Origin of the sequence: Brucella gallinifaecis, from assembly GCF_006476605.1 — a bacterium.
Classification (GTDB): Bacteria; Pseudomonadota; Alphaproteobacteria; order Rhizobiales; family Rhizobiaceae; genus Brucella; species Brucella gallinifaecis.
In genome coordinates this window covers 15,647-29,437 of record NZ_ML636815.1, presented here as the reverse complement: position 1 = coordinate 29,437, position 13,791 = coordinate 15,647, and the positions used below count along the sequence as shown (strand labels likewise).

Genomic DNA, 13,791 nt, shown 5'->3' with positions numbered 1-13,791 from the left:
GTTCATAAGCCTCATGAAAAAAGGCAAAGCAATCAGTTGCGCATAATTGCACGTCTAAACTCACCCAAGAGGGGTTCCTATGACCATTACGTCCAAATTCTCTCGCCGCAGCGTTCTCGCAATGGCGGCAGCACTGAGTGCGAGTGCTCTCACGAGCAATGTTTTTGCTGCCGATGAAAAGCTTAAAGTTGCAGGCATTCATGCTTCGCCTGTTGAAAATGCATGGAATTCGCGCCTCCATGAAGCACTCAAGCAAGCCAATGACGAAGGCGTTATTGAATATGTCTTCTCGGAAGGCGTATCGGCCAGCGACTATCCGCGCGCCATGCGTGAATATGCCGAACAGGGCATCAAGCTGATTATTGGTGAATCCTATGCAGTTGAGCGTGAAGCACGTCAGGTTGCAGCCGATTATCCGCAGACAACATTCATTATGGGCTCCTCCGGCAAGGAGCAGGGTGATAATTTCGGTGTCTTCGGCACATGGAATTTTGAAGCAGCTTACCTTGCTGGCATGTTGGCAGGCGGGATGAGCAAGACCGGCACTTTTGGCTCAGTCGGCGCAATTCCAATTCCTGAAGTCAACATGCTGATCAATGCGTTTCAGGACGGCGTGAAGGAAACCCGGCCGGATGCTCAATTCAATGCTTCTTATATCGGCACCTTTTTCGATCCACCCAAGGCACGTGAAGCAGGTCTTGCACAGATCGATGCCGGGGCAGATATCCTGTTTGGCGAACGCATTGGCACGGCAGATGCTGCCAAGGAACGCGGCGTCAAGGCAATCGGTTCGCTGATCGATTACACTCAACGTTATCCTGATACCGTCTTCGCCAATGCGATGTGGTATTTCCGCCCGATCCTCAATGCAGCCATTGCTGACGTCAAGGCAGGAAAACCGACTGGCAAGGATTACACGCCGTTCAGCCTGATGAAGGAAGGTGGCAACGACATCGTCTATGTCAAAGGCTCAGCACCAGCAGAAATTGAGGCCAGGATGGAAGCACGTCGCGCCGAGATCAAGGCTGGGACTTTCAAGGTCGAGCCAAACCCGGCTGAACCAAAGTAACCGATTTCAGGACCGCAGACATGGCACTCGATATGAAGCAACAGGATGCAACAGCGCTCGCATTCGCTATTGCAAAAGGTGCTTTGAGTGCACAAGAGGCTGTGGATGCCGCGATCGAAGCCGCCAAAAAATGGCGCCCATTGGGCGCCATTACATATCTTGATGTTGAGTTGGGCCGTCGAAATACAACTACGCTTGATAAAAAAGCCCCCTTCGCCGGTGTCCCATCATTGTTCAAGGATCTTGGCGGGCCGTGCGCTGGCTTACCGATCCGCCTTGGCTCCCGCGCTTGTGCAAACGCACCACGCGAGCTTGATTCCGAACTCGCCGCTCGTCTGCGCAAAGCCGGTCTTAATTTCTTCGGTACAACCACTGTGCCAGAATTCGGTCTGGCGCTTTCAAGTGAGCCGATAGATGGCCCCCTCGCCCACCACCCATTTGATGAAAAACTCTCGCCTGCGGGGTCATCGGGTGGTGCAGCCGCAGCCGTTGCAGCAGGAATTGTTGCGATTGCACATGCAACCGATGCAGGCGGCTCCATCCGCGTTCCGGCAGCAACATGTGGGCTGATAGGTCTCAAACCCAGCCGCGGCGCAATGCCAGCTGGCCCGATTTTCGGTAATTATCTTGCAGGGATAGCAAGCGAATTTGCCATTTGCCGTTCAATCCGCGATGCAAAAACACTGTTCCCGCTCGTTGCAGGAAAGATTGAAAGCTTTTTGCCCGATGTAACGCTCATATCCGATACTGTGCCTTCAAAATTGCGTATCGGCATTGTTACTGGCAATCTGGCCAAATATCCAGTCAATGACGAACGCCGGCAAGTGGTTGCCGATGCAGCCCATTTTCTAGAGGCACAAGGCCATAGGATCCGCAATATTGATGCAGCGACGCTAACACCGCTTATTGATGCCAGTGCAATAAGCTTTGACCATATCATTTCGACTAATCTTGCATCAGCAATCGATGCGCTATCGATTGATGAAACACAGCTTGAGAAACTCACACAGGCCGTCGCATCTCGTGGGCGAAAGATGAGCGCAGTCGCACTTTATGACGCCATGAATGGCGGCGTATTAACAGCCTATCAGCTCTGGCAGATTTTCCATGATATTGATGTTCTGATCACGCCAATGCTGGCAAGCGGGCCGCAGCCTGTCGGTTCTTATTCAATGGATCATGACGATGTGGATGCCCACTGGCATAAGATGAATGCGTTTGCGCCTTATGCAGCACTGGCAAATATTTCCGGCTTCCCGGCGCTTTCCATGCCTTTTGGTACAGATTCACAGGGGATGCCGGTTGCAATTCAGTTGATTGGACCAATGGGAGAAGACAATCTTCTCTTGAACCTTGGCGAGCAGTTGGAAGAGGACCAGCGCTGGCAGCACAAATTTGGCGTTGCGGGGTTGAACACATGACCACCACAGTTCTCGAACTGCAAAACATCACCAAGCGCTTTGGCACACTGGTGGCCAATGACGATATTTCATTAAAACTTGAACGCGGTGAGATACTCGCTTTTCTGGGTGAAAATGGTGCTGGCAAAACCACGCTGATGAACATCCTCTTCGGCCATTATATCCCGGATGAAGGCCGCGTTTTTATCAAAGGTGCGGAAATACCTCATGGCAAGCCACGTGCTGCAATTCATGCGGGCGTTGGCATGGTGCATCAGCACTTTACCCTTGCGCCCAATCTCACAGTTCTTGAAAACATTATCACCGGCACCGAAAGCCTCTGGAAGCTGAAATCGGCGCATGGTACGGCCCGTACAAAAATCACAGATATTGCCAAACGTTTTGGCTTACAGGTCAATCCGGATGCGCGACTTGGTGATCTTTCAGTTGGCGAGCAGCAACGGGTAGAAATTCTCAAAGCGCTTTATAACAATGCCGACATCCTGATCCTTGACGAACCAACCGCAGTTCTGACCACACAGGAAGCCGAAGGTCTGTTTGCAACGCTTAAAGAAATGGCGCGTCAAGGCCTGTCGCTTATTTTTATCTCGCACAAGCTGCATGAAGTCATGTCTGCTGCGGACCGGGTTGTGGTGCTGCGCGGCGGAAAACTCGTGGCTGAACGCAAGACTCACGAGACTTCAAAAGAAGAACTGGCCGAACTTATGGTCGGGCGCCGTGTTTCACGTCCCTCACGGGCTGCAGCCACCCCTGGCAAAACCATGCTTGAAGCACAAAATGTGAGCGTGGTTGAGGATGGCGCGATGCGCCTGACAAACCTCGACTTTCATTTGCGCGCTGGCGAAACGCTGGGCATCATTGGCGTTTCGGGCAATGGACAGGCTGCACTCGGACGACTGGTAGCTGGCCTCAGCCAACCTGCCAGCGGCTCGCTTATCCTGTTTGGGCAGGCAGTAAAAAAATTTGATCCCCGCCAGTTTGTAGCAAAAGGCATTGGCCGCATCCCGGAAGATCGCAATGCTGAAGGTGCAATCGGTGATCTGACCATTTGGGAAAATGCTGTGCTTGAACGCATATATGAGCCCAAATTTTCCAATGGAATTCTGGTCAATCGCACAGCGGCGCGTGAATTTACTGACCGCATCATCAAAGATTTCGATGTGCGTGGAGGAACTCCCGATAGCCGTATCCGTCTGCTTTCGGGAGGCAATATGCAAAAGCTTATTCTAGGCCGGAATCTCGAAACAGCGCCGCGCATTCTGATTGCAGCGCAACCAACTCGCGGACTTGATGAAGGAGCAGTTGCAGCCATTCATGCCCGTATTCTGGAAGCACGCAGCAATGGCACCGCCGTATTACTGATCTCGGAAGACCTCGATGAAGTGCTCGGCCTTGCCGACCGCGTACAGGCAATCGTCAAGGGCAGATTGTCGCCACCAATTGATTCAGATGAAGCCAATGCGCAAAAGCTTGGACTGATGATGGCTGGCGAATGGCAGAATACTACAGCGAAAGGGCTCAACTGATGCGTATTGAACGACGCGAAACGCGGCCCATGGCTCTCGTGGCAACGGCTCCTGTTCTGGCTGTTCTTGCTGCATTTGTTCTTGCTGGACTGTTGATTGCAGCCGCCGGTGCTCCAGTGTTTGAAGCCTTTAAACAAATCGCAATTGGAGCCTTTGGCACAAAGCTTTCAATCACCGAAACACTGACCCGCGCAACTCCTCTGATGCTGACTGGCCTTGCTGCCGCAGTCGCTTTCCGTTCCAAACTCTGGAATATCGGTGCTGAAGGACAGTTTTACATGGGTGCGCTTGCAGTTGTCGCTTGCGGCACACAATTGGCGCTGCCGACACCTTTGCTTATTCCGCTCCTTCTGATCACTGGCGCAATTGCTGGCATGATTTTTCTGCTGATCCCGCTTGGTCTGCGCCTGCGTTTTGGCGTCGATGAAGTCGTGACAACCTTGCTGCTTAATTTTGTGGCTGTTCTGTTCGTATCCATGATGATTGAAGGTCCAATGAAAGACCCGCTTGCTTTCGGCTGGCCCCAGTCAGAACCCATACCAGATGCAGCCATATTGCCAAAAATCATGTCAGGCATGCGTTTGCATATCGGCATCGTGATCGCAATAATTCTCGCCCTCATCATTGCCTATGTGCAGAAGCGAACTGTGTTTGGCCTTGAAACCAAGGCAGCCGGGCTTAACCCGCAAGCAGCTCGGTTTGCCGGTGTCCCACTTAGCAAGACACTGGTAAAAGTTGCCTGCATTTCCGGTGGCCTTGCAGGTCTTGCAGGCGCAATTCAGGTCATGGGCGTCAAAGGCTATGTCACAACCGATCTTTCACCGGGCTTTGGCTATTCGGGCATTATTGTTGCAATGCTCGCCAACCTGAACCCGATTGGAGCAATTTTCTCTGCACTTTTTGCCGCTGCCATGTTTGTTGGTGCTGATGGCATGAGCCGCGCCATTGGCATTCCAAGCTTTATCGCTGATGTTACAGTGGCGCTTTCTTTGCTAACCATGCTGGTTGCTCTTTTCTTCACCCAATACAGGATCGCCCGATGAACGAGTTGATGGATATCCTGCTTTCGGCTGGCCTTTGGGTCTCGGTCCTGCGCATTGCAACGCCACTCATTTTCGGCACATTGGGTGCGCTTTATTGTGAACGTGCAGGCGTTCTTAATCTTGGCATTGAAGGTATCATGACCTTCGGCGCTATGATCGGCTGGCTGAGCGTTTATAACGGGGCCGATCTTTGGGTAGGCGTATTAGCAGCCGCAGCATCCGGCGCATTGTTCGGCCTGCTTCATGCAGCACTCACCGTACCGCTGGGTCTCTCACAACATGTAGTTGGTCTCGGTATCACGCTGTTTGCATCAAGCCTCAGCTATTTTCTGTTTCGCCTTCTGGTGCCCCTGTCTTCAACACCACCATCCATTACGCCGTTCCAGCCGGTTAATCCGTCATGGCTTGTAGATATTCCGTTTATCGGACAGGTTCTTGGCACACAGACTGCGCTGACATGGCTTGCCATTCCGCTGGCACTCCTGCTTGGCTATGTGCTGTTTCGTACACCTCTGGGCCTTGCCATTCGCATGACCGGCGAAAATCCACATGCCGCAGAAGCGCAAGGCATCAACCCCATCCGGGTACGTATTTTCACAATCATGTTCGGCAGTGCACTTATGGCTGTTGGCGGTTCATTTCTAACGCTTTCCGCGTTCAACTCTTTCTTCCCAACCATGATGCAGGGACGCGGCTGGGTCTGTATCGCTCTTGTTGTCTTCGCTTCGTGGAGACCAGCGCGTGCACTTCTGGGGGCATTGCTCTTTGCACTGTTTGATGCATTTCAGCTGCGCTTGCAGACGATTTATGGCAAGCTTGTGCCCTACCAGCTTTTCCTGATGATCCCTTACATCATGTCGATTATCGCACTTGTTGTCATGGCGCGTCGTGCACGTGTGCCCCAAGCACTGATGCAGCCCTATCGCCGCGGCGAGCGCTGATCAAAAAATGGCGGCGTATTTGCCGCCGTTTTTGTCTCCGATCAAGCACTATAGCGTTTCTGACCATCCATCCAGGTTTCACTAACCTTGATTTTACTGATCCTGGTCGGCTCGACTTGTGTTGGATCCTCTTCGAGAATGGCGAAATCTGCGCATTTGCCCTCCTCCAGACTACCCACGAGATCGTCCATTCTGCAATGATAGGCAGCATCAATTGTCACACCACGAAGGGCTGCTTCAACCGGAATACGTTCATCGGGAAAAAACACATCGCCCCCGTCATTCATGATACGTGCAACCGCATCTTCAACATAGCGCAATGGTTCAATCGGCGTCACATTCCAGTCAGAGTGGAAGGAAATACGCAACCCTTGAGCCAATGCAGTCGCACAGGGATCATAGAATTTTGCCCGATCAGGCCCAAGAATTTCATCGCGGAACGCTTTACCCCACCAGCGGACATGCCCAATGAGAAATGTCGGCTGCAAGCCCAGCTCTTTCATTTTTTGCATTTGCTCAAGGTGAAAAACACTGCAATGTTCAATGCGGTGGCGATGATCATCACGTGGCGTCTCTTTCAGCACGCTCTCATATGCTGCAATGACAACGTCGATTGCCGCATCACCATTTGTATGAACCCCGACCTGCCATCCACCTTGATGGGCGCGACGAATAGCAGCCGTCAGTTGCTCGGGCGTGTAATTCATCGCACCACGCGCATCAGTACCAAGATAGTTTTCGCGCTGATAACCTGTACGCGCCTGATTGGAACCATCTGCCCAGGCCTTGATACCATCATACCGATAAAGATCATTGCCACGGCCCGGCTTGATATTCATCTTCTCCCATTGGTCCATGGCAGTTGATACCAGCATGCCGCGATAGCGGACCGGTGGATTCTGCGCCATGACCTCATCAAGTAAGGCCAGATGTTGCGCCGGAGCCATCATGCCTACGCCGCAATCATGCAATGTTGTGCACCCGACTGAGGCAGCATTATCCAGCATATGCCGGATATTTGTTGCAACTTCAGAAGCCGTTGGCAGAGGCATTTTTTCAATAAATGCATTAAATGCAGGTGACTCTTCCAGACGCCCGCTCAGCTTGCCATCACTGGCTTTGCCATAACGTGCCTCAGCCGGATTGGGGGTCGCATCCGTGATGCCAGCCAGTGCGAATGCCTTGCTATTCGCATAGGCAATATGACCGTTATTTTCCATCATGAAAAAAGGGTTATTGGGTGCGAGCGCATCAAGTTCCGCCAATGTCGGAATATGAGCACCTTTCGTGATGCTTGGATCAAACTGCTTGGCGCGAACCCATTCGCCTTCTTTGGCCTTATCGATATTGCTACGCAGCTTGGACCACACATCATCAAATGTCGGCGTGATAATAGGGCCGACATCAATCCAGTCATCCATCACAACAAAAACCGAATGCATGTGCGGATCAATCAGACCCGGCATCAATGTTCTGCCTTCCAGTTCGACAAGCTGCGTGGTCTTTCCCCGAAATTTCTCAACATGTTCCAAAGAGCCGACCGCTATAATACGGTTTCCACGCACAGCAATTGCCTCCGCACGCGGATTTTCATCGTCAAGCGTCAGGACCGTTCCTTTATGAAAAATTATATCGGCTGGCGTATTAACCGCTACCGAATTTCCCATAGCAAAGGCCGGTTGGACTGCCGTTGCTGCAAAAGCGGAAGCCGCAGCTCCACCCATATATTTCAAAAAATCACGTCGTGAAGTCGTGTGCTGGAAAACAGCCATCATTCCAGGATTGCAAGCTAGACACATCTTTCGCAACTCCTACAACTATAAATTATAATATAAATTACACAGACAAATGAACAGCAAAACTCTAAACAAATCAATAAATAAAAATATTGTGCAAATATTACAGAAAACTAATATAAACTCTTCTTACGAAGATATGATTTTTACTTAATAATACAGAGATGGCGCCCGAAGGCGCCATCTCAATTTGATAATATATTACCGATCAGGCAACGCCCGATCTGCCACTTTTTTCAAAACGCTTACGCTCATTTGGATCAAGATAGAGCTTGCGCAAACGGATCGATTTTGGCGTTACTTCGACCAATTCGTCGTCCTGAATCCATGACAGAGCGCGTTCCAGCGTCATACGGATCGGCGGCGTCAGCTTCACAGCTTCATCCTTACCCGCAGCACGAATATTGGTGAGCTTCTTGCCTTTCAGCACGTTCACTTCCAGATCGTTATCGCGCGAGTGAATGCCGATCAGCATGCCCTGATAAACCTTGACACCGGCATCGATGATCATCGGGCCGCGATCTTCAAGGTTGAACAATGCGTAAGCAACCGCTTCACCCTGATCGTTGGAAATCAGAACACCGTTGTTGCGACCAGCAATCTCACCCTTAAAGGGCTGATAATCATGGAACAGACGGTTCATGATCGCCGTACCGCGTGTATCGGTCAGAAGTTCCGACTGATAACCGATAAGACCACGGGTTGGTGCATAGAACACCATACGAACGCGGCTTCCACCTGAAGGGCGCAATTCGACCATTTCAGCCTTGCGCTCGGACATCTTCTGAACGACCGTACCGGAATATTCTTCATCGACATCGATGACGACTTCTTCCACCGGTTCCAGCATTTCGCCGTTTTCGCCTTCCTTCATGACGACGCGCGGACGCGAAACACCAAGTTCAAAGCCTTCACGACGCATGTTTTCAATCAGAACGGCAAGCTGCAATTCGCCACGCCCGGAAACAAAGAAGGAATCCTTTTCACCAGATTCTTCAATTTTGAGCGCAACACTGCCTTCAGCTTCTTTCAACAAGCGATCACGGATAACACGGCTTGTTACCTTGTCGCCTTCTGTTCCTGCCAGCGGACTGTCATTGACAATGAACGACATGGTTACAGTTGGCGGATCAATCGGCTGCGCTTCCAATGGTGCAGTCACAGAAGGATCGCAGAACGTATCTGCGACCGTACCTTTGGAAAGGCCTGCAATCGCAACAATGTCGCCTGCATGGGCTTCTTCAATCGGCTGACGCTCGATACCGCGAAAAGCGAGAATCTTCGAGATACGGCCATTTTCAAGAAGTTTTCCTTCCTGATCAAGAACCTTCACCGCCTGATTGGGCTTGATTGAACCTGAGTGAATACGGCCAGTAATGATGCGACCCAGAAAAGGATCGGCTTCAAGGATCGTACCGATCATGCGGAACGGACCTTCAGCAACCTTGGGCGCAGGCACATGTTTGAGCACCAGATCAAACAAAGGTGCCAGACCTTCATCCTTTGGGCCATCAGGGCCAAGGGCCATCCAGCCATTACGGCCTGAACCGTAAAGGATCGGGAAATCGAGCTGTTCATCGGTTGCATCGAGATTGGCGAAAAGGTCGAAGACTTCGTTGATGACTTCTTCATGACGGCCATCCGGGCGGTCAATCTTGTTGATCGCAACGATCGGACGCAGGCCAACTTTCAGCGCCTTGCCAACGACGAATTTCGTCTGAGGCATCGGACCTTCAGCAGCGTCAACGAGAACAATAGCACCGTCAACCATCGAAAGAATACGCTCGACTTCACCGCCGAAATCGGCATGACCAGGCGTATCGACAATGTTGATGCGGGTATTCTTCCAGACCACAGAAGTGGCCTTGGCAAGAATGGTAATGCCGCGTTCTCTTTCGATGTCGTTTGAGTCCATCATGCGTTCTGCAACGCGCTGATTGTCACGGAACGAGCCGGACTGTTTCAGGAGTTCATCGACCAGTGTTGTTTTGCCATGATCGACGTGTGCGATAATAGCGATATTACGCAATTCCATATGGAGATCACTTCTTTTATGGGTTTGGAGCCGCGCCAGAATGGGATGCACGGAAAATCAATGGGCCGCTCTTACAGGTTTTTTTGCGTTTTAGAAAGGGGCAGCGCGAAACTGCCCCTCAATTAACGCAGAAAATCCAGAATTGCGCGTTTATTTACACTGCAATTATGACAGTTTTGCCGAATAGATTGAGACATTTTACAACAATGTACCCGACAATATAACAAGCGCTACACTGAAATAAATCACCAGACCTGTCACATCCACCAATGTGGCAACAAAGGGTGCAGACGCGCTCGCCGGATCAAAACCCATTCTTTTAAGAACAAATGGCAGCATAGAACCCGTTACCGAACCAAATGTCACAATACAGACCAGCGCCATACCAATCGTTGCGGCAACGAGAATCCAGTGTTCGCCATAGTCGTAAATACCCAGCATCTGCCAAATCACAATACGGACAATACCGATCAGGCCGAGAAATGCACCCAGCGCCAGACCGGTTGGAACTTCACGAACAGCAACCCGCCACCAATCTTTCAATTTGACTTCCTGCAAAGCCAGCGCACGGATGATCAGTGATGTTGCCTGCGAGCCGGAATTGCCGCCCGACGACATGATGAGCGGAATGAAAAGTGTCAGAACGAGCGCTTTTTCCAGCTCCATCTCGAAATACTGCATGGCACTTGCCGTGAGCATTTCTCCCAGAAAAAGAATTCCAAGCCAGCCACCGCGTTTTTTTAGCATCTCGCCAAAACCGATGCGCATATAGGGCTTGTCGAGCGCCTCCATACCACCAAAGCGATAGGCGTCTTCACTGGCTTCTTCGGTCATGGCATCCAGCACATCATCGACAGTAACAATGCCGATGATGTGGCGGCTGTCATCAACGACAGGAACGGCCAGTAGATCGTGCTTGCGGAAAAGGCGCGCAACATGTTCCCGATCTTCAAGCGGCGAAATCGTAATCGGATCATCATCACGCGCAAGCGAAAGGATAGGTTCATCCAATTCGCGAACAATCAGACGACGAAGACTGACAACGCCAAGCAGAACCCGGGTCTTTGGATCAACCACATAGATTGCATAAACAGTCTCACGCGTACGCTCGACCTGGCGAATATGGTCAAGCGTCTGCCCGACCTTCCAGTCTGAAGGAACAGTGATGAACTCAATCGTCATCAGACTGCCAGCCGTATTCGGCGCATAACCCATCAGCTTCTTGAGCGCAGCTTTTGTCTCTGGCGCAAGAATTGGAAACAGGCGTGCGCGATCAGCATCATCGAGCTCGTGAAACACATCGGTTGCACGGTCAGCAGACATGCCATCCAATAACTGGCTGGCAGTATTAGGTGGCAAAGCTGCCAGAATATCGGTCGCACGTTCAAGTTCCGGCTGATCGAGCAGGCGGATAGCATCTTCGTGTGAAAGCTGGGCAATAACGGCAATTGCGTCATCAGCATCCAGTTCATTGACGATTTCTACTGCGTCACCAGTACGGACATCAGCAATGCGGCTGGCAATTGCAGCAGCAGAGAGGTCGGCAACATTGAGAACTTCAGTGAAGTTGTTGTCGGTCATGGGCTTGCCTTTCTGTCGATCCGCCGTCCAAGGCTGATCGTGCAAGCCGACCGCAAGCGATCAGATCACGAACTGCCTTGACGGCTGAAACAATCGACTGTGACTGTCGCTTGGCATAAGAGAATAATACTCCGGTTGAAATGCAGCTTAAGAAATGCGGCTGCACAGCTGATTTGCGCCGGGTTGCCCCGAAAGTCAACCCCTGCCCCCAATCATGAAAGGTTTTTCATAATCCGGTTACACCCTTGTCTCATTCGCTGCAAAATCCTAAGTCTCATATCTATAGAATTCATTTTATCCGGAGTTAATCATGTCCGTAAAACAAGCTTATAATCATGCGCTTACCGAATGGAACGGACCACTTGGCCTACCGGATTTTACAGCCTTCAGCGATGAAGATTTCGCTGGTGCTTTTGATATGGCCCTTGTTTCAAACCTCGCCGAAATAGAAGCGATCATCAATGACCCGGCCGCGCCAACTATAGATAACACACTCAAAGCCTTGCAGCTTTCCGGCAAGCCACTTAACCGTATTTCTTCAATTTTCTGGCTGCGTGCCGGCGCTCACACCAACAATAGCATTCAGGCACTGGAGCGGGAAATCGCACCAAAAATGTCGCGTCATTATTCGCATATTATGATGAACCCGAAGCTGTTTGCACGTGTTGATACGCTTTATGAGAAGCGCGACCATCTCGGGCTGGATACACAAACAAAACGTGTACTGGAAAAGACATGGAAAGGCTTTGTCCGTTCTGGCGCCAGACTTGACGAAACTGGAAAAAAAGAACTCGCCGACATTAATGAAAAGCTTGCTGGCCTTGGTGCACGTTTTGGGCAAAATGTTTTGAAGGATGAATCAAGCTGGGTGTTATTCATTACCAATGATGCCGACCTTGCAGGCCTTCCGGATTTTCTGAAAAATTCCATGCAGAGTGCCGCCGCCGAGCGCGGCCAGCCAGACGCATGGGCGGTTACATTATCGCGATCAATCGTCGAACCATTCCTGACATTCTCGGAAAACAGAGCATTGCGTGAACAGGCTTTCAAAGCATGGAGCCAACGCGGTGAAAATGGCGGCGAAACCGATAATCGCGAAATTGTACGTGAGATGCTGGAGTTGCGGGAACGCAAAGCGCAACTGCTCGGTTATGCTAATTTCGCTGCCTACAAGCTTGACGACACTATGGCCAAGACGCCAAAAGCGGTTATGGATCTGCTTGAGCCGGTATGGGTCAAGGCACGTGCGAAGGCTGGTGAAGAAGAGGCTGAACTCCAACGTCTTATCGCTGCCAATGGTCACAATCACAAGGTCGCGCCTTGGGACTGGCGTTTTTATGCCGAAAAGCTTCGCGCCGAACGTTTCGCTTTTGACGAGGCGGAATTGAAGCCTTATCTGCAACTTGAAAAAATCATTGAAGCAAGCTTCGATGTCGCAACCCGTCTTTTCGGAATTCGTTTTAAAGAGAAAAAAGACATTGCCACATGGCACCCGGACGTTCGGGTCTTTCAGGTTCTGAACGCCGATGGCAGTGAACGCGGCCTTTTTCTTGGTGACTATTTTTCCCGTACATCCAAGCGTTCCGGCGCATGGATGAGTGCATTGCAATCAAGCCACAAGCTTGATGAGGGGCAAAATCCGATCATCTATAATGTCATGAATTTTGCAAAACCAAAGGCGGGAGAGCCTGCGCTTCTTTCGCTTGATGATGCCCGCACGCTGTTTCACGAATTCGGCCATGCATTGCATGGACTTTTGTCAGAAGTGACATGGCCAGCTATTTCCTGCACCGCCGTTTCACGTGATTTTGTCGAATTACCATCGCAGCTTTATGAACATTGGCTGACCGTGCCGAGCGTGCTCGAAAAATATGCCGTGCATTATCGCAGCGGAGAAGCAATGCCAAAGGCATTGCTCAACAAGCTATTGGCCGCACGCTCATTCAATGCAGGCTTCAATACGGTCGAGTTCACCTCATCTGCACTTGTTGATATGGCATTTCATACCGGTACAGAAAAAATCACTGACCCTTTGGCTTTTGAAACAGCAACGCTCGAAAAATTGTCGATGCCTGATGCAATCATCATGCGCCACCGCACACCACACTTCACCCATGTCTTCTCCGGTGACGGCTATTCCGCCGGTTATTATTCCTACATGTGGTCGGAAGTGCTCGATGCAGATGCATTCTCGGCCTTTGAAGAAACTGGTGATGCCTTCAACCCGGAATTGGCTGCAAAGCTCAAACAATATATTTATTCGGCCGGCGGCAGCCGCGATCCGGAAGAGCTTTACAAAGCCTTTCGCGGCAAAATGCCGACCCCGGATGCAATGATTGAAAAACGTGGATTAAATTAGGGTCCCGACCCTAAAAGAAA

General features: G+C 50.9%; 9 protein-coding genes. 6 read left to right on the top strand and 3 right to left on the bottom strand.

Going from position 1 to position 13,791, the window contains the following annotated elements:
• Positions 1–79: 79 nt before the first annotated feature.
• The 5 genes from FHY56_RS16145 to FHY56_RS16125 are packed head-to-tail and all read left to right on the top strand — an operon-like array spanning position 80 to position 6,000.
• The gene (locus FHY56_RS16145; RefSeq protein WP_140906179.1) at positions 80–1,069 is read left to right on the top strand and encodes a BMP family protein; all 990 of its coding nucleotides are present in this window, start codon (positions 80–82) and stop codon (positions 1,067–1,069) included.
• A 20-nt stretch (positions 1,070–1,089) separates the two neighbouring features.
• Positions 1,090–2,490, top strand: a complete 1,401-nt coding sequence (locus tag FHY56_RS16140; RefSeq protein ID WP_140906178.1) for an amidase — start codon at positions 1,090–1,092, stop codon at positions 2,488–2,490.
• The gene (locus tag FHY56_RS16135) at positions 2,487–4,016 is read left to right on the top strand and encodes an ABC transporter ATP-binding protein (RefSeq protein ID WP_140906177.1); all 1,530 of its coding nucleotides are present in this window, start codon (positions 2,487–2,489) and stop codon (positions 4,014–4,016) included. The genes FHY56_RS16140 and FHY56_RS16135 overlap by 4 nt, the downstream gene beginning before the upstream one ends.
• Positions 4,016–5,059: an ABC transporter permease gene (locus FHY56_RS16130; RefSeq protein ID WP_140906176.1), complete on the top strand. Its 1,044-nt coding sequence runs from the start codon at positions 4,016–4,018 to the stop codon at positions 5,057–5,059. Before FHY56_RS16135 ends, FHY56_RS16130 begins: the two co-directional genes overlap by 1 nt.
• Positions 5,056–6,000: an ABC transporter permease gene (locus FHY56_RS16125; protein WP_140906175.1), complete on the top strand. Its 945-nt coding sequence runs from the start codon at positions 5,056–5,058 to the stop codon at positions 5,998–6,000. The genes FHY56_RS16130 and FHY56_RS16125 overlap by 4 nt, the downstream gene beginning before the upstream one ends.
• Before the next feature lie 41 nt (positions 6,001–6,041).
• On the opposite strand, the gene FHY56_RS16120 is transcribed toward FHY56_RS16125, so the two are convergent.
• From FHY56_RS16120 to mgtE, 3 genes are all read right to left on the bottom strand, one after another.
• The gene (locus tag FHY56_RS16120; protein ID WP_140906174.1) at positions 6,042–7,799 is read right to left on the bottom strand and encodes an amidohydrolase; all 1,758 of its coding nucleotides are present in this window, start codon (positions 7,797–7,799) and stop codon (positions 6,042–6,044) included.
• Positions 7,800–8,004: 205 nt separating this feature from the next.
• Positions 8,005–9,831, bottom strand: a complete 1,827-nt coding sequence (typA, locus tag FHY56_RS16115; RefSeq protein WP_140906173.1) for a translational GTPase TypA — start codon at positions 9,829–9,831, stop codon at positions 8,005–8,007.
• Positions 9,832–10,029: 198 nt separating this feature from the next.
• On the bottom strand, positions 10,030–11,412 hold the full coding sequence (gene mgtE / locus FHY56_RS16110) for a magnesium transporter (RefSeq protein WP_140906172.1): 1,383 nt from the start codon (positions 11,410–11,412) through the stop codon (positions 10,030–10,032).
• Positions 11,413–11,722: 310 nt separating this feature from the next.
• Here mgtE and FHY56_RS16100 point away from each other — a divergent pair, with 310 nt between their 5' ends.
• A complete protein-coding gene (locus tag FHY56_RS16100; protein WP_140906170.1) occupies positions 11,723–13,771 on the top strand; it encodes a M3 family metallopeptidase in 2,049 nt (682 codons plus the stop codon).
• Positions 13,772–13,791 lie beyond the last annotated feature (20 nt).